The organism is Micromonospora musae, from assembly GCF_003626545.1.
Taxonomy (GTDB): Bacteria; Actinomycetota; Actinomycetes; order Mycobacteriales; family Micromonosporaceae; genus Micromonospora; species Micromonospora musae.
Genome location: NZ_RAZS01000013.1, coordinates 103588 through 122840, shown reverse-complemented (window position 1 = coordinate 122840; position 19253 = coordinate 103588). Strand labels below are relative to the sequence as shown.

The following is a 19253-nucleotide window of genomic DNA, read 5'->3' as shown; positions in this document are numbered from 1 at the left end:
GGCGAGGTCAGCGGCGGGCGGCGGCGGGCTGCCGGCCCAACCGGTCGGCGTAGAAGACCGGCTCGGCCCCCGGCCGCCAGGGCATCGCGGCGACCAGCACGATGAGGGCCAACGCCAGCGAGTTCTCCATGAGCGCGCCGAAGAGACCGTCCTGGTAGTGCGACTCCTCCGGCAGTTGGTGCTCGTACGGCCAGATCGGCGAGATCAGCACGAGCAGGTAGAGCGCGATCGCGGCGACACCGTGGCGGAGCCCGGTCAACGTGGGATACCAGATCGGCGGGCGGAGGCCGTTGACCCCGGGTAGCCCGGAGTACGGCCCGCCCGCCCCGGAGCGGTGGGCGAGCCCCCGGCTCGCGTCGCGTCGTCGTACGGCGGCGTCGGCCAGCACGATGATGGCCGGGATGACCCAGACCAGGTGGTGCGTCCAGGAGATCGGGCTGATCACGTTGGCGGTGAGCCCGACCAGGGTGAACGCGGTCAGCTCGTCACCGTCGGCGTGCGAGTGCGCGGCGCGGGAGAGCCCCAGCGCCAGGATCAGCACCGAGAACGAGAACCAGAGCAGCCCCGGGGTCTCGATCGAGTCGTAGAGGCGGGCGAGCAGGCCGGCGAGGGACTGGTTCGGCGTCATGTCGGCGGCGCCGACCCGCTCGGTCTGCCAGAGGACGCCGCCGAAGTACGCGCGGGACTCGACGCCGACGATGGCGAAGCTGCCGACCGTCACCCCGATCGTCGTCGCGATCGCGGTCGTCGCCACCCGCCACTGCCGGGTGATCATCAGATAGACGATGAAGAGGGCCGGGGTGAGCTTCACCGCGGTGGCCAGTCCGATGCCGACACCGGCCCACGCCCCGCTGTAGACGAAGCGCAGCAACGGGCCGTCCTCGGGGGCGACGTGCGTGCCCCGGCGGGAGCGCCACCGCAGGCCGATCAGGTCGGCGATGACGAGGGCGAAGAGCAGCAGGTTGACCTGGCCGTAGCCGAGGGTCTCCCGGGACGGCTCGATGGCGGCGGCGAGCGGTACGGCCAGGGCCACCGTGTACCACAGTGACCAGCCGAGCCGGTCCACGATCGGGCGCAGCAGGCCGGCGAGCACCACCGCCAGGGCGGCGAGGCTGGCCAGCGCGTTCACCATCCCGGCGGCCTCGATCGGCAGGTGCGCCATGGGCAGCATGACCAGGCCGGCGAAGGGCGGGTAGGTGAAACCGAGGGTGGTCTCGGGCGCGACGAACTCGTAGAGCTCGTGTCCGGTCGCCCACCACACCACCGCGCCGTGGTAGATCTTCATGTCGAAGAAGTTGTACGGCCGTCCGAAGGCGCCGATCGCCAGCCAGGCGGCGTAGGCGACGGCGGCCACGATGCTGACCCGTACGACGATTCCGCGATCGACGCGGCTCGTCACGCGTCGGACTGTGGCGAGGCGGTCCGCCCGTCTCCCGACGGTCGCCGGCATGGCGTGGCCACCCCCGTACCAAGCTCGTCCTACCCGTCCAGGTCCCGCACGGAGCCTAGAACGGCGACTCACGTTAGTGCCTCCCGCGTTATGCGACCGTGTCCGATCCCACACATGTTTTTGACATTTCCACCGCGTTAACGCCTAGCGGGCGGTTCAGGTGATTCGTGGTGTTGGGTGGGGTGCGGTGGTGTCGAGGGGAGGCATCGACGCAGGTCAGCCCGGCAGTCGACGGGCCGTGCTCGCGGCCCGGGCGGTCACCACCCGGGCCTCCCGCCGCGCGGTGCGGACGGCTCTCCGCATCGAGCTACGGGAGTGGCCGATCCGGTGGCCCGTACGCCAGCGGAGCCCCGGCTTGCCCTGCGTGTCGGCGGCGGCGAGCAGCAGCCCACCGAAGAGCCCGAGGTTCTTCAGGAAGTGCACCCGGTTGTTGGCCCGCGCGGCGGCGTCCTCGTTCTCCCAGAACCGGTGCCCGGCGAGCGTCACCGGCACCAGCGTGCCGGCCAGCACCAGCGCCATCGGTCGGGTGAGCCTTCCGGTGGCGAAGAGCAGCCCGGCGCCGATCTGCACCGCGCCGTTGGCCCGGATCAACGTCGCGGTGTCGGTCGGGATGCGGGGGTTGACCTGCTCGAGCAGTGGCTCCACACGGTCGGTGATCGGCTTGGCGGCGGGCACCAACCGGCCGGGATTCGTCAAGTTGCTATACCCGCTGGCCACGAAGATGCCGCTCAACATGGCGCGGGCGAGGGAGCGTACGGGTTTCATGGCTCAGTCATACCCCGTCGCGGCCCTGGCCACCCCGGCAACCGCCGATCCGGATCGGCGTACGTGCACGTCGCGCCACGCCGATTCGAGCGACCGTCGCTGATGGACCGCTCCCGACGGGTAACCTCGCGCGGGTGACCACGCTGCGGCTTCGACCCGAGGGCCCGGCCGACACCGGCCCGGTCCGCCGGGTGCTGGCTACCGCGTTCGCGCGCCCGGACGTGGCCGCGCCGCCGGAGGTCGGGCTCGTCAACGAGCTGCGTGACAGCGACGCGTGGATGCCCGAACTCGCCATGGTCGCCGAGTACGGCGGTGAGGTGGTCGGCTACGCGCTGCTCACCCGCGTACGGGTGAAATCCGATCGGGGTTCCGCGCCGGCGTTGACCCTCGGCCCGGTGGCGGTGGCGCCGCACCGGCAGAAGGTCGGTCACGGCACGGCCGTGGTGCAGGCGGCCCTCGACGCCGCGACCGAACTGGGTGAGCGGCTCGTGGTGGTGCTCGGCAGCCCGGCCTACTACCGCCGCTTCGGCTTCAGCCGGGCCGATCGGATGGGCCTGACCAGCCCCTGGTCCGGGCTGGGCGAGCCGTGGCAGGCGCTGGTGCTGCCGCCGGCGACCAGTGACGCGGCCGCACCGCCCCAGGGTGAAGTGGTCTTTCCGCCGCCCTGGGCGAAGGTCTGACTCGCCGCCTGGCCGATGGGGTGGGCCTCAGGCCGGCTGGGTGCGCAGGTAGCGGCCGAAGTGCGGCACGGTGAACGCGACGGTGCCCCGCTCGCCGGAGTAGATGAGCCCCTTCTTGATCAGGGCGTCCCGGGCCGGGGAGAGGCTGGCCGGCTTGCGGCCGAGCGCGCGGGCGATCTCCGCCGTCGGCACGGCGGCGTCCATGTCGTCCCGGACCTCGCCCCCCGACTCGGCCTCCACCAGCGAGAGGGTGGCCATGGCCCGCATGTACTCGCGCTCGGCCGGGGTGGCCCGTTCGAAGCGGGACCCGAAGAAGCCGACCGCCAACTCGGCCTCGGCCTCGGGGGCGGCGACCCGGACGTCGGCCGCGGTGACGGGGGAGCGCGGCGCATGGTCCCAGGTGGCTTTCCCGTACGCCTGCACGAAGTACGGGTAGCCGCCGGACTTCTCGTAGAGCAGGTCGAGCGCCTTCGGCTCGTACTCGACCTCTTCGCGCTCGGCCGGGGCGCAGAACGCCTGGTCGGCGGCGATCCGGTCGAGCCGGTCGATCCGCTGGTAGCGGAAGAGGCGTTCGGAGTACGACTTCGCGGCGCTGAGCACGGCCGGCAGGTGGGGCAGACCGGCACCGACCACGATCAGCGGTGCGCCGAGCTGGGAGAGCTCGTGGCAGGCGGCGCAGAGCGCCGAGACGTCCTCGGGGCCGAGATCCTGCATCTCGTCGATGAAGATGGCGACACCGGTGCCCACGTCGCTGGCGACCGCTGCGGCATCGGTCAGCAACTCGACGAGGTCGATCTCGATGTCGCCGGAGTCCGCCCGGCCGCTGCTCGCGGGCACGTCGATGCCGGGCTGCCAGCGGTCGCGCAACTTCGGCGCGGCACCACCGCGGGCGGTCGGTGCGGCGCGCATCGCGAACGCCTTGAGTACGCCGAGGAAGTCGTCGATCCGGTCCGGGGCGCGGTGCCGGGGTGCGAGCTCCCGGACCGCCATGTGCAGCGCGGCGGCGATCGGGCGGCGTAGCGACTGATCGGGTCGGGCCTCGATCTTGCCGCTGCCCCAGAGGTGGTTGATGGCCTGCGAGCGCAGGGTGTTGAGCAGCACCGTCTTGCCGACGCCGCGCAGGCCGGTGAGCATCAGGCTCCGCTCCGGCCGTCCTCGGGCGATGCGCTCCAGCACGATGTCGAAGACGTCCAGCTCTCGCCCCCGCCCGGCGAGCTCGGGCGGACGCTGACCGGCGCCCGGGGCGTACGGGTTGCGGACCGGATCCACGCATCGCAGAGTATCGGGCTGTCTAGCTGCGAGGCTAGACATGGATAGATGGGGCTACCGGCGTGTCGAGAACTCTCGACATAAAACTAGGGCTCTCTAGCGTCCATGCTAGAAAGCCCTAGTTTCGGCTACCGGTGGCGACCCCGCGCCTTGCGACGGTGCCCTACCGCTGCTTCAGGCAGAGGACGAAGTCGAGGGTGTCCAGCTCGCTGTCGTAGAAGTACCAGTTGGTGTAGCCCCGGACCTGGGCACACTTCGTCTCGGCGTCCTTCTCCCCGCTCGTGGTGCCGTCGAAGCGGCGCAGCACCTCGTACGTGTTCGCGGCGCAGCCGGCGATCAGCAGCTTCGGCTTCCCGTTCGCGGTGCCGTCGTGGCGGACGCACTGCCCCACCTTCGCGAAGCGGGGGTCCGCCGACGACTCGGGTGCCGCCGCGGTCGCCGGGGCCGTCGGGGCGGGTACGTCCGGATCCGCTGCCCGGGACGGGACCGCGCTGGTCGGCGCGGCCACCGGCGGCGGCTCGTCCCCGTCGGCCAGGAGGTAGAGCGTCGAACCGGCGGCCAGCACCAGCAGCACCACGACCACCGAGACCACGATCAGCGGCCCGTGACGACGCCGCGCCGGAGCGGGCGCCCCGGCGTACGGCACCGGGCCGCCGACCGGGTCCCACTCGGGCGCGGGCTCGTACGCCCGTTGCGGTCCCGCCGTGGCGTGCCCGCCGTTCGGGTAGGGCTGCTCCTCGTAGCGGCCGTCGCGGCGCGGCTCGGCGTCATAGCGGCCGTTTTGGCGCGGCTCGGCGTCGTAGCGGCCGTCGCGGCGCGGCTCGCCGTACGGCGGCTCGGTGTACTGCGGCTCGTCGTGGTGCGGCTCGGGTCGGGCCGGCCGCTGCGCCTCCTGACCGTGGTACCCCGGATAAGGTCGCTGCCCGCGCCACGGGTCCGGGGGTTCGCCACCCGGTGATCCGTAGTTCGCCATGAACGCCCTCCTGGACAGTGGTGAGAGGCCGGCCACCAAGGCGGGACGCCGACACCGAGGTCACCGTAGCGTGGACCGACGATGGCCTCGACTCCCTCTCGTCCGTCCCCTGCCGCCGATCCGTCCGGCCGGGCCGTGACCGCGACCCCCACCCTGGTCTGGACCGCGCTCCTCCTGGTCTACCTGCTCTGGGGCTCCACGTACCTGGGTATCCGGATCGCGGTGGAGACCATGCCGCCGCTCGCCTCGGCGGCGGCCCGGTTCGCCGCCGCCGCTCTGGTGCTCGCGCTCGTCCTGCGGATCCGCCGCGGCGCGGGCGCCCTCCGGGTCGACCGGCGGCAGCTCGCCTCGGCGGGGCTGGTCGGGCTGCTCCTGCTCGCCGGCGGCAACGGGCTCGTGGTGCTCGCCGAGTCCGGGCCGCCCGGGGTCGCGCTGCCCTCCGGCATCGCCGCACTGTTGGTCGCCACGGTGCCGCTGCTGGTGGTGCTGCTCCGCTCGGCCACCGGCGACCGCCCCCGGATCTGGACCTTCGCCGGAGTCAGCCTCGGATTCGTCGGGCTGGTCCTGCTCGTGCTGCCCAGCGGAGGCGCGGACGCGGTGCCCCTGGGCGGGGCGCTCACCGTGGTCGCCGGGGCGGCCAGCTGGTCGATCGGCTCCTTCCTCTCCGGCCGCCTCCGGATGCCCGCCGATCCGTTCGTCGCCACCGTCTACGAGATGGCGGCCGGTGCGGTGGCGCTCATCGTCCTCTCGGTGGGCCGGGGCGAGCTGCGCGGCTTCGACCCGGCCGAGGTGAGCGGCCGCTCCTGGCTCGCGCTCGGCTACCTGATGGTGGCCGGCTCGCTGGTCGCCTTCACCGCGTACGTCTGGCTGCTGCACAACGCGCCGCTCTCGCTCGTCTCGACGTACGCCTACGTCAACCCGGCGGTGGCGGTGGCCCTCGGCGCGGTGCTGGCCGCCGAGCCGGTAACCGCGCAGGTGCTGCTCGGCGGCGCGGTGATCGTGGCCGGGGTGGCCCTGGTGGTGAGCACCGAGCGCCCGGGTCGAGGCGCGACGAGCAGACCGGATACCGCGCCTTCGGCGGCCGGGGCGACCCCGGAGACATCCCGCCGGTAGCGTCCGGCCGGTGACCGCCGGCCCGCTGACCGTCGCGGTGCTCCTCGGGGTGCTCGCCGGATCGGTCGCCCCCACGCTCGGGGGCCGCTACGTCGTCCCGAACCCGCGCGTGGCGCGTCCCAGGCGGCCTCGCCTCGGCCTCGCGGTCGCCGGTGGGGTGGCCTTCGGTGGGCTCGTCGCCGCCCGCGGCGACGACCCGGCGCTGCCCGTCCTCCTGGTGATCGCGGCCGTCGGCCTGGTGCTCGCCGCGGTCGACCTGGACTGCCTCAGGCTGCCCGACCCACTGGTCGCCGCGGCGGCGGCGTCCGGCGCGCTCGGGTTGGGCGCGGTGGCAGCGGCCGGCGGCGAGGCGGCCCGGCTCTCGACCGCCCTGGCCGGCGCCGCGATCTCGCTCGCCGGGTACGTGCTCCTGGCGCTGCTCCCGGGCTCGCGGCTCGGCTTCGGCGACGTCAAGCTCGCCGCCGCGCTCGGCCTGCCGCTCGGCTGGTTGGGCTGGCCGGCCCTCGCCTGGGGGCTGGCCCTGCCGCATGTGCTGGGCGGGCTCTGGGCGTTGGCGCAACTGCTCGCCGGGCGGATCCGCCGGGACACCGGGTGGCCGTTCGGTCCGGCCATCCTGACCGGAGCCTGGCTCGCGGCGCTCCTCGCCTGAGCGACCGCCCGCCCCTCCTGCCGCCCGTCGTGCCCGCCGCCCGGATCGACGGCGACGCGGCCGGCCCGGGCGGCCGGATGCTTCAGAGCAGGCGGAGCTGGCGGTCCTTGGGGCGGCGGGGCTCGGCGTCACCGAAGCGTTCGAAGAGGCCGGGGTCGATCGAGTCCAGGAAGGGCGACGGTGCGCAATCCCGTTCCGTGCCCTGCCGGATGCGGCGCGCGGCGGAACTCACGTAGAGCCGATCCTGCGCCCGGGTCAGGCCCACGAAGAAGAGCCGGCGCTCCTCGGCGACGGCCTCCTCGTCCGGCGTCGAGCCCGGCCAGCGCAGCGGCAGCAGCCCGTCCTCGGCGCCGACCAGGAAGACCACCGGGAACTCCAGCCCCTTGGCGGCGTGCAGGGTGAGCAGCGTGACCGCCTCGGCGCGCGGGTCGAGCGCGTCGACCTCGGCGCCGGTCGCCAACTGCGAGAGGAAGAGCTCCAGGTCGTCGCCGCAGCGGCGGGCGAGCGGGGTGAGCAGGTCGACCGCCGTCCGGACGTCCTCGGGGCGTACGGTGCCCGCGCCGTCCAGCGTCGGGGTTGCGAAGCGCTCCGCCACGACCTGGCCGGCCAGCCGTACCCGGGCGGCGAGGCCGCCGCCGAGCCCGGACGCGTGCCGCAGCTCGCGGGCGATCGCCGCCACGCCCGGCCGGTCCCGGAGCCGGTCGTGCGAGCGCTTCTGGACCGGGATGTTCGCCCGGGTGAGCGCGTCCACGATCGGCGCTGCCTGGGAGTCGGTGCGGTAGAGCACCGCGATGTCGCCGAACGAGAGCGAGGTGGACCGGCCGTCGATCCGGCCGGAGTCCAGCGACCGGTGGGAGAGCCCGCCGACCAGCTCGTCGGTCGTACGGGCGACGAAGTCCGCCTCGTCGGCGGCGGAGGCCGCCGCGTAGCGTCCGACCAGCGGGGCCTCCGGGTCGAGGCGGGCCGGGTCCAGCCGGCGGCCACGCACCAGCGACGACGGCGCGATCGCCTGCACGGCGGCGGCGAGGATCGGCGCCGAGGAGCGGTAGTTGCGGTTCAGCCGGACCAGCCGCGCATCGGTGAAGTCCTGGGAGAAGCGCAGGAAGTAGCCGACGTCGGCGCCCCGGAACGAGTAGATGGCCTGGTCCGGGTCGCCGATCGCGCAGAGGTTGCCGTCCGGCGGGCTGAGCAGGCGCAGCAGCTCGTACTGCACCGCGTCGACGTCCTGGTACTCGTCGACGAAGATCCACTGCCAGCGGTCCCGGTGGCGCTCGACGAGCGTCCGGTCCGCCCGCAGCAGCGCCACCGGCAGGGTGAGCAGCTCGTCCAGGTCGACCAGACCCTGCTTGCGCAGCAACGCGGTGTACGCGGCCGCGTCGTCACCCGCCTCGACCCGGGCCGCCGCGCGGTCGGCGTCGTCGGCGATCCGGAAGTCCGGCGGCAGCTCGGCGGCGGCGTTGTTCTCCCGCAGGATGCTCAACCCGAGCGAGTGGAACGTGCCGACCGTGATGTCCTCGGCGACCGGCCCGAGCAGGCCGTCGAGGCGGTGCCGCAGCTCCTCAGCGGCGCGCCGGGTGAACGTGATCGCCAGGCAGCGCTCGGGGAAGACGTTCAGTTCGGCGCAGAGGTACGCGATCCGGTGGGTCAGCGTCCGCGTCTTGCCGGTCCCCGGCCCCGCCACGATGAGCAGCGGCCCGCCCGGCGCGGAGGCGGCCACCCGCTGCATCGCGTCGAGCCGGTCCAGCAGCCCGGTGCCGACCTCCTCCATCCCGGCGAGCATCGGCTCGAACGGCTCGTGTGGTGAGGGCGGCGGGGCGATCGGCGGTGGGGGCGGCGGCGCGGCCTTCCGCTTCGGCTCGGCCTTGGCCGCCGCCGGGCGCTTGGCCCGTGCCTTCGCGGCCGGCTCCGCGGGCCGCCGCTGCACCGGCACCGGTACGTCGAAGAGCGTCTCCGCCTGCGCTCCGCCGGCCCGTCCGCGCAGCTCCGCCGGATCGAAGAGCGTGATGACGCCGTACTCGCCGTCGTAGCCGGGAACCCGGCGGACCTCGCCCCGGCGCAGCCGGCCGATCCCCTGGGCGAGCAGCTCGCCGCCGACCCGGGCGATCTCGTCGAGGGGCGTGCCGGTCAGGATCTCCAGCTCCGGTCCGAGGGCGGCGATCAGGTCGTTGAGCTTCCCGTCGACCCTCTTCGAGCGGGCGCCCACCCCGTTCAACTCGCCGAGGATCTCGGCGAGCGGCACCAGGTGGGTCACCGGGCGGGCCTGCTGCGGCCGGTGACCCGCCGGGCGGTCGGCCAGCTCCTCGATCCGGCTGAGCACACCGACGGTGAGCGGCTTGCCGCACTCGGGGCAGCGTCCGTCGGCCGCGCGGGTCTGCTCCGGAGCCCAGTTGACCCCGCAGAGCCGGTGGCCGTCGGCGTGGTACTTCCCCTCCTCGGGAAAGAACTCCACGGTCCCGGCGAGGCCGTCGCCGGTGCGCAGCGCGTCGCGTACCGCGAAGTAGTCGCGGTCGGTGGCGAAGAGCGTCGCCTCCCGGCCCAGCGCCGGCGGCGAGTGCGCGTCCGAGTTGGACACCAGCCGGTACGCGTCCAGGCTGCCGACCCGCCAGTTCATCTCGGGGTCGGAGGAGAGGCCGGTCTCCACGGCGAAGATGTGGTCGGCCAGGTCTGCGTAGCAGTCCGCGATGGCGTCGAAGCCGGACTTCGAGCCGAGGGCGGAGAACCACGGCGTCCAGATGTGCGCCGGCACCAGGTAGCCGTCGGCGCTCGCCTCCAGGGTGATCTCCAGCAGGTCCCGGGAGTCGAGGCCGAGGATCGGCCGGCCGTCGGAGCCGAGGTTGCCGATCCGGCCGAGCGCGGTGTTGAACCGGGCCACCGAGTCCAGGTCCGGCAGGTAGATCAGGTGGTGCACCTTGCGGGTGCGGTCGTCCCGCTTGTAGATCGTGGAGATCTCCACGCTGAGCATGAAGCGGACCGGGTCGCTCTCGGCCGCACCGGCCAGCCGGGGTGGCAGCCGCCGGGCGATGTCCTGCTCCGCCTCCGGGCTGAGCCGGTAGAGACCGGGCTCGGCCGGGTGCAGGGTCTCACGCAGGTGGTCGTACCAGGCGGGGTGGGTGAAGTCGCCGGTGCCGAGCAGTCCGATGCCCTTGCGCCGGGCCCACCAGCCGAGGTTCGGCAGGGTGAGGTCGCGGCTGCAGGCGCGGGAGTACTTCGAGTGGATGTGCAGGTCCGCGACGAACGGCGGGCGGCCACCGGAGGGTACGGCGCTGAACGGAGGCACGCCGCATCCTGTCACGTCAGGCCCGGAGCCCGCCCGCCGCCACGCACACACGTGACAAGCGCAATTCAGCCGGGACCCACCCCACCCCGCCCCTCAACGAGTTGATCATGAAATTGTTGCCGGCTGCATCGGCGTGTCGGAGCAACAACTTCATGATCAACAGGCGGGAGCGGGGAGGGGCGCGGGGTCAGGGGGTGCGCAGCTCCACCAGGGTGATCTGGGGTGGCGCGCCGACGCGGACCGGCGGGCCCCAGAAGCCGGCGCCGTTGGTGACGTACACCTTCGTGCCGTCTACCTCGCCCAGGCCGGAGACGATCGGCTGCTCCAGCCCGACCGCCAGGTTGAACGGCACGATCTGTCCACCGTGGGTGTGCCCGGACAGTTGCAGGTCCACGCCGTACTTCGCCGCCTCCACCGCCGCGACCGGCTGGTGTGCGAGGAGCACCACCGGGCGGGACGGGTCCCGGTCCCCGAGCGCCGCCATGTAGTCGGGACCGGCGGCGAGGCCGGTACCGCTGCCGGAGACGTCATTGACGCCGGCCAGATCCAGTACGCCGCCCTGGGCGGGGACCTCCACCCGCCGGTTCTGCAGCACCCGCAGCCCGAGCCGGTCCAGCTCCTGCACCCACTCCTCCACCCCGGAGTAGTACTCGTGGTTGCCGGTCACGAAGTAGCTGCCGTAGCGGGAACGCAGATCACGCAGCGGCGCCGCCGCCTCGCCGAGTTCGGCGACCGTGCCGTCGACGAGGTCACCGACGACCGCCACGAGGTCCGCGTCGATCCGGTTGATCGTGGCCACGATGCGTTCGGTGTGTGCCCGGCCGAGCAGCGGTCCCAGGTGGATGTCGGAGACCGTGGCGATGCGCAGGCCGTCCATGCTGCGGGGGAGCTTCGCCAGCGGGATGCGTACCCGGTCCAGCTCGGGCGGGCCGAGGGCGGTGCGGACGCCGTACCCGGTGATCCCGGCGGCCGTGAGCCCGGCGAAGATGGCGGCCCCACGGGACAGCAGCAACCGGCGCGACGGGTCGTGGTCGGGCTGGTCGACCGCCGCGGCGGCCGGCGGGTCGGCGGGCCCGGCGCCGCCCACCAGCACCGGCTCGGGAGCGGCGGTCGTGGGCTCGGCGGTGACCACCCGGCGGCGCAGCGCCAGCCGGGCCGCCAGCATCGGCACCTCGAGCGCCAGCAGCAGCACCAGCAGGTAGAACATCAGCGCGAGCCAGAGGTAGCCGGGCCAGGCCAGCCAGTAGAGCTCGGCCCGGGTACCCGCCATCGTGGCCGGCACGAGCACGGCGAGCACCACGGCGACGATGCCGCCGATGCGTCGCCAGCGCCCCGGCCGGGTGGTGTCCCGGACCAGGCGCTTCCACAGGTAGAGATGGAGCAGGCCGGTGATCAGGGCGAGGGTGCCCACGAACCCCAGAGCCGACAGCACACGTCCTCCCTCAGCCGCCCGCGAAAGGGGGCAGGACGTCGATCGTCGCCCCGGCCGGCAGCGGTGTGCGTCGATCATGACAGACCAGTCCGTCGACGAGGAAACTCGCCACCCGCAGTACGGCCGCGAGCCGCTCGCCGTGACGTAAGGCCAGCTCAGCGGCGATGCCGTCGAGCGACTCCCCGGCCGGGACGAGCTCCTCGCTCCGGCCGGCGGCGGCCCGTGCCCCGGCGAAGTAGCGGACGGTGAGCGTCGCGGTGGTGGTCGGCGACATCCGGTCAGTCACGGTCACCCTCCGATCGCCGACATGGGCCGGGCAGGTTGCAGGAAGGTCGGGTCGTCGATGCCGTGACCGGCCCGCTTGCCCCACATCGCCCGGCGCCAGCGGTCGGCCAGGTCCTCGTCGTCCGCCCCGGCACGCAGCGCGCCACGCAGGTCGGACTCCTCGGTGGCGAAGAGGCAGGCGCGGACCTGTCCGTCGGCGGTGAGCCGGGTGCGGTCGCAGTCGCCGCAGAACGGGCGGGTGACGCTGGCGATCACTCCGACCCGAGCCGGGCCGCCGTCGACCAGCCAGGTCTCGGCCGGCGCCGACCCCCGCTCGGCGGGATCGGTACGCAGGTCGAACTCGCGCCGCAGCGACGCGAGGATCTCGTCGGCGGTGACCATGGCGGCCCGGTCCCAGCCGTGCTGCGCGTCCAGCGGCATCTGCTCGATGAACCGCAGCTCGTAGCCGTGGGCGAGGGCGAAGCGGAGCAGCGCGGGCGCCTCGTCGTCGTTGACCCCGCGCATCAGCACACTGTTGATCTTTACGGGGCTGAGGCCGGCGGCCGCCGCCCCGGCCATGCCGGCCAGTACGGCGTCGAGACGCGGACGGCGGGTCAGCTCGGTGAACCGGTCGGGGTCCAGGGTGTCCAGCGACACGTTCACCCGGTCGAGACCGGCGGCGCGCAGCGCCGGGGCGAGCCGGTCCAGGCCGATGCCGTTGGTGGTCAGCGAGATCCTCGGACGCGGGTCGAGCGCGGCCACCGCGGCCACGATGCCGACCAGCCCGGGGCGGATCAGCGGCTCGCCGCCGGTGAACCGCACCTCGGTCACGCCCAGCCGCCGCACGGCCACGCCGACCAGCCGCACGATCTCGTCGTCGGTGAGCAGCTCCGGCCCGGCCAGCCAGGGCAGCCCCTCGGCCGGCATGCAGTAGGTACAGCGCAGGTTGCACTTGTCGGTCAACGAAACGCGCAGGTCCCGGGCGACTCGGTCGTACCGGTCGACGAGGACGCCGTCGCGCGGGTGGGCGGCCTTCACCGGTCGACCGTAGCGTGGTTGAGCCCGGTGAGGGCGGAACGGGCGGTGCGGTTGACCGCATCGCGGTAGGTGGCGCCGAAGAGGGCGCTGTGCACGAGCAGCAGGTGCAGCTGGTGCAGCGGCACGCGTTCCCGCCATCCGTCGGCCAGCGGCCAGGCCTGCTGGTAGGCGTCGAGGATGCGGTCCAGGTAGGGTGCCCCGCCGAAGAGCGCCAGCTGGGCGAGGTCGGTCTCCCGGTGCCCGCCGTGCGCGGCCGGGTCCACCAGCCAGGCCCGCTCGTCGGCGGCCCAGAGCACGTTGCCCGGCCACAGGTCACCGTGGATCCGCGCCGGCGGCTCGTCGCCGCCGAACTCGCCGATCCGCTCGACGACCTTCTCCACCACGGAGATCTCGGCGGCGGTCAGCGCGCCGTTCTCCACCGAGCGGCGCAGGTACGGGGTGAGCCGCCGGTTCGCGAACCACTGCGACCAGGGGCCGTGGTCGGGGGTGTTGTCCTGCGGCAGCGCCCCGATGAAGCCGTTCCAGGGCGCTCCGAAGCTCTGCGCGCCGGCCCGGTGCAGGGCGGCCAGGTCCCGGCCGAGGCGTTCGGCCGCCTCCGGGGTCGGCTCACCGGGCTCTACCCACTCGAGCGCGAGCAGCTCCGGCAGCGCCACGATCACCTCCGGCACCGGGACCGCGGCCGCGTCCCGCAGCCACTGCAGCCCGGCTGCCTCAGCGGTGAAGAAGCCGTCCGGGGCGGGGCGGTCGGTCCGCTCCGGCCAGGTCTTGGTGAAGATCGAGTGACCGTCGTCGAGCGTCAGCCGGGACGCGGCGCAGATGTCACCGCCGGAGACCGGGGTCTCGCGGATCCGCTGGTGGGTGAGGAAGGTCGGCAGCTGGGCCGGGTGCGCCCGCAGATACGCGAGGTCCATTACCGCACCGTAACTTGTCCAACCGACCTTCCGCCCGCCACCGGCCGGTCCGCTGCCGCTGCGCAGAGCCGCCCGCCCGGCTCCGCGCGCCCTCGTACCCGCGTGCGGCAGGCGCACCCGGATGAGTGGTCGTGATCGGGACTGAGCTGGGAAAACACGCTGCGTGACTGTGGACGACGGGCGTGTCGTCCACAGGGGGCTGCGGAGCGTACCCGCCCGGTCGCAGGCTGCCGACATGGCCTCGACCGAACTTCCCCGCCTCGCCGTACGCTCGCCCGCCGACCTGATCGCCGCCGTGCCGTACCTGCTCGGCTTCCACCCCGCCGAGAGCGTGGTCGTGGTGGCGATGCGCGGCCGACGGGTCGTCTTCGCCGCCCGGGCTGACCTGCCCGACCCGGCCGAGGATCCGGGCGCTCCGCTGCGGCACCTCGCCCACGTCGTCGGGCGGCAACGCGCCGACGCCGCCACCGTGGTCGGCTACGGGCCGGCCCACCGGGTCACTCCCGCCGTCGACGCGGCCCGCGACGCGCTCGCCGAGGCCGGGCTGGTCCTGCTCGACGCGCTGCGCGTGACCGACGGCCGGTGGTGGTCCTACCTCTGCGACGAGGCGGGCTGCTGCCCACCCGAGGGCCGGCGGTACGACCCGGGCGCCAGTGAGATCACCGCCTCGGCGGTCTACGCCGGCCAGGTGGCCCTCCCCGACCGCGACGCGTTGGTGGCGCAGGTGGCGCCGGTGGACGGGGCGGCGCGCGAGGCGATGCGGCGGGCCACCGCCGAGGCGGAGCAGCGGCTGGCGCGCCTGCTCGGGGAGGCCCCCGCCGACGACCCGCTCGGCGGGGGCCCGGTGCGGGCGGCCGGGGTGGCCGCCGTTCGGGAGGCGCTGCGCCGGCAGCGTCGGGGTGAGCGCCTCGGCGACGACGAGGTGGCCTGGCTCAGCCTGCTGCTGACCCGGGTGCCGGTACGCGACCACGCCTGGGAACGCACCGACGGGCGGGACCGGGACATCCGGCTCTGGACCGATGTGCTGCGCCGGGCCGAACCGGAACTGATCGCCGCCCCGGCGAGTCTGCTGGCCTTCGCCGCCTGGCGCGCGGGCCAGGGGGCCCTGGCGGCGGTCGCCCTGGAACGGGCGCTGGCCGAGCACCCCGACTACTCGCTCGCGCTGCTCCTCGACGACCTGCTCCGTCGCGGCGTACCCCCCTCGGAGCTGGACGGCTGGCCGGTGGTCGGGCCGCCGGGGGTGGTCGGCAGCCGGCGGAGAAGGCGACGCCCGGCCCGGTGAGGCGGAACGCGCCCCGCTGGCGCCGCCGGAGGAAGCCGCGGCCGAGGCGCAGATCCGCTCCGCCCGAGTCTCCGCGGAGCGCGACGCCGTCCCCCGAACGATGTACGCCGTCTTCGTTCCCCGGGCCGACTCGACAGGGGTGGGCCCGCCCGAGAATCGATACGTGCTCAAACTCCCCTCGACACCCCGATGAGCGTCGGCCTGCTGCTGGCGCTCGCCGGGCTGGCGCTGATCGACAGCACCAGCATCGGCACGCTCTTCATTCCGGTCTGGTTGCTGCTCGCCCCGGGCCGGGTCAACGTCGCGCGCATCCTCACGTACCTCGGGACGATCGCCGGCTTCTACCTGCTGGTCGGGCTGCTGCTGGTCTGGGGTGGCACCCGGCTCGCCGAGGCGCTGGGCGGCGCGCTCGATCAGCGGCCGGTGCTCTGGGCGCAGCTCGCGCTCGGGGTCGGGCTGTTCGCGATCAGCTTCCGCTACGACGGCAAGCGGCGACGCCGCTCCGGCGGGGTGCTGCGCTGGCGGGACCGGGCCACCTCCGGCGACTCCTCCCCCCGGTGGCTGGTCGGGTTGGCGCTGCTCGCCGCGCTGGCCGAGGTGGCGACCATGCTGCCGTACCTGGGTGCGGTGAGCCTGCTGGCATCGGCCGACGTGGGCGGTCCCGCGGTGGTCGCCGTGCTGGCCGGCTACTGCCTGATCATGGTGGTGCCCGCGGTGCTGCTGCTCGGCGTCCGGGTGGCGTTCCCGGCGCGGGTCGAGCCGCTGCTCAACCGGCTCAACACCTGGATCACCGAGAAGTCGGGCAGCATGCTCGGCTGGGTCCTCGGCATCGCCGGCTTCCTGCTGGCCCGCGACGCCGTCGCCCGGCTGGAGCTGTTCGGCTGACGGAAGGCCGCGGGCCCCGCGAGGCGACCGGGCGGCGAGGGTCCGGCGGCTGCCCGCCCGCCGCTCGGTCGGCCGGCCGCACACGCCCTAGCTCACGACCACCCGTTCGGGGCGCGCGTAGACGTTCATCGTCCGGCCCCGGAGGAAGCCGACCAGCGTCATCCCGGCCTCCTCGGCGAGGTCGACGGCGAGGCTGCTCGGCGCGGAGACCGCCGCGAGCAACGGCAGACCCGCCATCCAGGCCTTCTGCGTCAGCTCGAAGCTCGCCCGCCCGGAGACCATCAACAGGTGCCCGGCGAGCGGGAGCCGTCGCTCGCGTACCGCCCAGCCGATCACCTTGTCCACGGCGTTGTGCCGGCCCACGTCCTCGCGGAGCACCACCAGCTCCCCGTCCGACGTGAAGAGGCCGGCCGCGTGCAGACCGCCGGTGCGCTCGAAGCCGCGCTGCGCCGCGCGCAGCCGCTCCGGCAGCTCGGCGAGGAGCGCGGCCGGCACCGTCACCGGGTCGTCGTGGACGGGGAAGAGCGATCGGGTCCGGACCGCGTCGATGCTGGCCTTGCCGCAGACGCCGCACGAGCTGGTGGTGTAGAAGTTCCGGGCCGGGTCGGTCGCCGGCTCCGGCACGCCGGGCGCGAGCACCACGTCCACCACGTTGTACGTGTTGGGGGTCTCCGCCCCGGCGCAGAGCTGGGCGGTGTGCACGTCGTCGGCCGAGCGGATCAGACCCTCGGTCAGCAGGAAGCCGATCGCCAGGTCGAGGTCGTCGCCGGGGGTACGCATGGTCACCGCGAGCGGCCGGCGTCGGCCGGGGCCGGCGGGGCCCACCCGGATCTCGAGCGGTTCCTCCACCGAGAGGTTGTCCGGCCGCCGGACCGAGGTGCGGCCCTGCACCGCGTCGAGGTCGATCCGGATCACGCCACGTCGCTCTGTCGCCCGTCCCACCCCGACATCCTGCACCCGACGCCGGGGCGTCCGCACGGCTACCGTGACCGGATGGGCCCGTTCCGATCTCCCGCCGCCGTTCCGGGGCACGCGAGCTCGGACGGCCGTGCCGCTCAGGTCGGGACGGACCCGATGGAGACGTACGCGGCGGTGGTGCTCGCCGGGGGCGCGGCCCGACGGATGGGCGGTGTGGACAAGCCCGCCCGGCGGGTCCGCGGCCGGTCCATGCGGGATCGGGTGCTGGCCGCCGTCGCCGACGCCGCCCCGCGCGTCCTGGTCGGGCCGGCCGACCCGGCTCCGCCCGGCGTACGGGTCACCCGGGAGGAGCCGGCCGGGGCCGGGCCGGTGGCCGCCACGGCGGCCGGTCTCGCTCTGCTCGACCCCGACACCGCCCTCGTCGCCCTGCTCGCGGCGGACCTGCCGCTGCTCACCCGGGAGGCGGTCGCCGTCCTGCTGCACGAGCTGACCTCGACCGGTGCCGACGGTGCCTGTTACGTCGACGAGGAAGGGCGGCGGCAGACGCTCTGCGGGGTGTGGCGGGTTCCCGCGCTTCGGGGCGCACTGGCCGGGCTCGCGAGCGGTCGTGCGGGTGGGTTGGCCGGTGCCCCCGTACGCGCTCTGCTCGGCGGGCTGACCGTGCGTGAGGTGGCCTGGGTCGGTGCCGGCCCGCCGCCGTGGTTCGACTGCGACACTGACCAGGACGTACGCCGGGCGGAGGAGTGGGTGCGATGACGGTGATGGACGACTGGGTCACGGCGGCCTGCGCCGAGCTGGGCCTGGACCCGGCGCAGGTGCCGGTGCCGGCCGTGCTGAACCTGGCGAAGGACGTCGCCCATCAGGTGCTCCGGCCCGGTGCGCCGGTCTCCGCGTTCCTCCTCGGGCTGGCCGTGGGACGCGGCGCCGACCCGACGGAGACGGCCGAACGGCTCAGCGCCCTCGCCGCGTCCTGGCCTGTCGAACTGGGTACCGAGACGTCTGCCTGACCAGTCTCGGGCGGTATGTCCGATCGCTGTCGGCGCTGATTCGTCCTCCGGACCGCGTGGGTAGGGTGGCCGTGACGGACGGAGGCGATCATGACGGCAGACCACCCCTCGGCGCCGCCCGGTGAACCAGCCGGCGCCGCCTCGGCCCGGCGGACGGAGGTCACCACGGCCCAGGCGGCCGGTGCCACGACCCAGCCGGAGCATCCGGAGTCGATCCTGCTCGACGAGCCGAGCACCGCGGACCTGCGGGCCAAGGTGACCCAGGCGTGGCAGGAGTTCGCTCGGGCGCTCGCCGAGCGGCTGCCCACGCTCCCGTCGGGCACCCACGTCGAGCTGACTCTGGACCCGACCGCGTCCGGCACCGGTGACGCGGTCTACTCCATCGGGATCGACGTGGCCGAGGAGGGGCGGCTCTCCGCGCGGGCCGTCGGGAACGCCGGCCTGCCGGACGGCTACCGGCTGGACCGGGCGGCCGTGGCGGACATGGTCGCGCTCGGCTGGGCCCCGCCCGGCGTTCTCGACCGATCCGGGGAGTACTTCGGCCTGGACGCGAGCATGGCTCAGTCGGGCCGGATCTCGGCGCTGCTCGCCCGCACCCTGCGCGACGTCTACGGCGCGCCGCACCCGGCTTTCCTCGTCTACCTGATCCACGACGCGGAGGGGGAGCCGCTGCCCGACGTGCCGCTGGGCACCGCGCGCAGCGAGTTCGGTCCCGGCCGGGTCTCCGAGGAGGAGCTGGACGAGGCGTTGGTCGAGGCCGTCGCGGCCCAGAGCGAGCAGAACGACGTGCTGGCGTTGGAGGAGCGCGTCCGCACCGTCGTCTCCACCATGCTGAAGTCCGACTCCGAACGGTTGCAGGTGGACTCGGACGGCGACATCAACATCCGGGCCGGTTCGGCGATGGTCTTCGTCCGGGTCCGGGACAACCCGCCGCTGGTCGACGTCTTCTCCCCGGTGCTCACCCAGGTCGAGCCGACCGAGCGGCTCTACGTCAAGCTCTCCGAACTGACCAACCGGATGCCGATCGGCCGCCTCTACTGCGCCGACGACACGGTGTGGGCCTCCATCCCCGTCTTCGGCCGCAACTTCCAGCCCACCCATCTCATGCTGGCCGTGCAGGTGATGACCGGGCTCGCCGACGAGCTGGACGACCGGCTGCACGGCGAGTTCGGCGGGAAGCGGTTCTTCGGCGACGGTGACAAGGCGACCCGCGCCGGCGACGGCGAGCACCGCACCGGCATGTACCTCTGACCGGCGTCCCGGCCCCGGCCGTGCCGACCCTAAGGTCGAGGCGGGTGGGGCCCGGAAGCCCCGGCTTGCCGGGCCCCACCCGCTGGGGA

Annotated in this window: 18 protein-coding genes; 8 read left to right on the top strand and 10 right to left on the bottom strand. The window is 74.0% G+C overall.

Annotation, left to right across the window (positions count from 1 at the left end; genetic code table 11):
• Positions 1-7 precede the first annotated feature (7 nt).
• On the bottom strand, positions 8-1450 hold the full coding sequence (locus tag D7147_RS28195; protein ID WP_120683022.1) for a glycosyltransferase 87 family protein: 1443 nt from the start codon (positions 1448-1450) through the stop codon (positions 8-10).
• Positions 1451-1666: 216 nt separating this feature from the next.
• Positions 1667-2215, bottom strand: coding sequence for a DoxX family protein (locus D7147_RS28190; RefSeq protein ID WP_120683019.1), 549 nt, complete (start codon positions 2213-2215; stop codon positions 1667-1669).
• Between the two features lie 134 nt (positions 2216-2349).
• Between D7147_RS28190 and D7147_RS28185 the strand changes: the two genes are divergently transcribed.
• Entirely contained in the window at positions 2350-2895 is a 546-nt protein-coding gene (locus D7147_RS28185; RefSeq protein ID WP_120683017.1) for a GNAT family N-acetyltransferase, read from the top strand.
• 27 nt (positions 2896-2922) lie between these two features.
• On the opposite strand, the gene D7147_RS28180 is transcribed toward D7147_RS28185, so the two are convergent.
• On the bottom strand, positions 2923-4164 hold the full coding sequence (locus D7147_RS28180; RefSeq protein WP_120683015.1) for an ATP-binding protein: 1242 nt from the start codon (positions 4162-4164) through the stop codon (positions 2923-2925).
• Between the two features lie 163 nt (positions 4165-4327).
• The gene (locus D7147_RS33745; protein WP_407663395.1) at positions 4328-5137 is read right to left on the bottom strand and encodes an LppU/SCO3897 family protein; all 810 of its coding nucleotides are present in this window, start codon (positions 5135-5137) and stop codon (positions 4328-4330) included.
• Between the two features lie 135 nt (positions 5138-5272).
• Between D7147_RS33745 and D7147_RS28170 the strand changes: the two genes are divergently transcribed.
• Positions 5273-6250 (top strand): EamA family transporter, encoded by a 978-nt coding sequence (locus D7147_RS28170; protein WP_233563530.1) that lies wholly within the window; start codon positions 5273-5275, stop codon positions 6248-6250.
• Between the two features lie 10 nt (positions 6251-6260).
• Positions 6261-6899 carry a prepilin peptidase gene (locus D7147_RS28165; protein WP_120683011.1) on the top strand — a complete coding sequence of 213 codons (639 nt, stop codon included), beginning with the start codon at positions 6261-6263 and terminating at the stop codon, positions 6897-6899.
• Between the two features lie 82 nt (positions 6900-6981).
• Here the strand turns inward: D7147_RS28165 and D7147_RS28160 are convergent, their stop codons facing one another.
• The 5 genes from D7147_RS28160 to D7147_RS28140 form a co-directional block, all read right to left on the bottom strand.
• On the bottom strand, positions 6982-10176 hold the full coding sequence (locus D7147_RS28160) for a UvrD-helicase domain-containing protein (RefSeq protein ID WP_120683009.1): 3195 nt from the start codon (positions 10174-10176) through the stop codon (positions 6982-6984).
• Between the two features lie 187 nt (positions 10177-10363).
• A complete protein-coding gene (locus D7147_RS28155) occupies positions 10364-11608 on the bottom strand; it encodes a metallophosphoesterase (protein WP_120683007.1) in 1245 nt (414 codons plus the stop codon).
• A gap of 10 nt (positions 11609-11618) precedes the next feature.
• Complete coding sequence (locus D7147_RS28150) at positions 11619-11882, bottom strand: MoaD/ThiS family protein (protein ID WP_120683184.1); 264 nt, start codon at positions 11880-11882, stop codon at positions 11619-11621.
• A gap of 14 nt (positions 11883-11896) precedes the next feature.
• Positions 11897-12910, bottom strand: coding sequence for a GTP 3',8-cyclase MoaA (moaA, locus tag D7147_RS28145; RefSeq protein ID WP_120683004.1), 1014 nt, complete (start codon positions 12908-12910; stop codon positions 11897-11899).
• Positions 12907-13821, bottom strand: a complete 915-nt coding sequence (locus D7147_RS28140; protein WP_120683002.1) for a fructosamine kinase family protein — start codon at positions 13819-13821, stop codon at positions 12907-12909. The genes moaA and D7147_RS28140 overlap by 4 nt, the downstream gene beginning before the upstream one ends.
• A gap of 235 nt (positions 13822-14056) precedes the next feature.
• On the opposite strand from D7147_RS28140, the gene D7147_RS28135 reads away from it, so the two are divergent.
• Together D7147_RS28135 and D7147_RS28130 are read left to right on the top strand one after the other, a co-directional pair.
• Positions 14057-15103, top strand: a complete 1047-nt coding sequence (locus D7147_RS28135) for a DUF4192 domain-containing protein (RefSeq protein ID WP_120683000.1) — start codon at positions 14057-14059, stop codon at positions 15101-15103.
• Between the two features lie 189 nt (positions 15104-15292).
• Positions 15293-15988: a GAP family protein gene (locus D7147_RS28130; RefSeq protein WP_120682998.1), complete on the top strand. Its 696-nt coding sequence runs from the start codon at positions 15293-15295 to the stop codon at positions 15986-15988.
• A gap of 87 nt (positions 15989-16075) precedes the next feature.
• On the opposite strand, the gene fdhD is transcribed toward D7147_RS28130, so the two are convergent.
• Positions 16076-16930 carry a formate dehydrogenase accessory sulfurtransferase FdhD gene (fdhD, locus tag D7147_RS28125; protein ID WP_120682996.1) on the bottom strand — a complete coding sequence of 285 codons (855 nt, stop codon included), beginning with the start codon at positions 16928-16930 and terminating at the stop codon, positions 16076-16078.
• A gap of 132 nt (positions 16931-17062) precedes the next feature.
• On the opposite strand from fdhD, the gene mobA reads away from it, so the two are divergent.
• From mobA to D7147_RS28110, 3 genes are all read left to right on the top strand, one after another.
• Positions 17063-17662 carry a molybdenum cofactor guanylyltransferase gene (gene mobA, locus D7147_RS28120; protein ID WP_120682994.1) on the top strand — a complete coding sequence of 200 codons (600 nt, stop codon included), beginning with the start codon at positions 17063-17065 and terminating at the stop codon, positions 17660-17662.
• Positions 17659-17913, top strand: coding sequence for a DUF6457 domain-containing protein (locus D7147_RS28115; RefSeq protein WP_120682992.1), 255 nt, complete (start codon positions 17659-17661; stop codon positions 17911-17913). Before mobA ends, D7147_RS28115 begins: the two co-directional genes overlap by 4 nt.
• A gap of 90 nt (positions 17914-18003) precedes the next feature.
• Positions 18004-19164, top strand: a complete 1161-nt coding sequence (locus D7147_RS28110; RefSeq protein WP_120682990.1) for a T3SS (YopN, CesT) and YbjN peptide-binding chaperone 1 — start codon at positions 18004-18006, stop codon at positions 19162-19164.
• Positions 19165-19253 lie beyond the last annotated feature (89 nt).

Coding starts and splice junctions, on each gene's coding strand:
- D7147_RS28195 (WP_120683022.1), bottom strand. CDS start 1,450: ATGCCGGCGACCGTCGGGAGACGGGCGGACCGCCTCGCCACAGTCCGA.
- D7147_RS28190 (WP_120683019.1), bottom strand. CDS start 2,215: ATGAAACCCGTACGCTCCCTCGCCCGCGCCATGTTGAGCGGCATCTTC.
- D7147_RS33745 (WP_407663395.1), bottom strand. CDS start 5,137: ATGGCGAACTACGGATCACCGGGTGGCGAACCCCCGGACCCGTGGCGC.
- D7147_RS28150 (WP_120683184.1), bottom strand. CDS start 11,882: ATGTCGCCGACCACCACCGCGACGCTCACCGTCCGCTACTTCGCCGGG.
- D7147_RS28140 (WP_120683002.1), bottom strand. CDS start 13,821: ATGGACCTCGCGTATCTGCGGGCGCACCCGGCCCAGCTGCCGACCTTC.
- D7147_RS28135 (WP_120683000.1), top strand. CDS start 14,057: ATGGCCTCGACCGAACTTCCCCGCCTCGCCGTACGCTCGCCCGCCGAC.
- D7147_RS28130 (WP_120682998.1), top strand. CDS start 15,293: ATGAGCGTCGGCCTGCTGCTGGCGCTCGCCGGGCTGGCGCTGATCGAC.
- mobA (WP_120682994.1), top strand. CDS start 17,063: ATGGAGACGTACGCGGCGGTGGTGCTCGCCGGGGGCGCGGCCCGACGG.
- D7147_RS28115 (WP_120682992.1), top strand. CDS start 17,659: ATGACGGTGATGGACGACTGGGTCACGGCGGCCTGCGCCGAGCTGGGC.
- D7147_RS28110 (WP_120682990.1), top strand. CDS start 18,004: ATGACGGCAGACCACCCCTCGGCGCCGCCCGGTGAACCAGCCGGCGCC.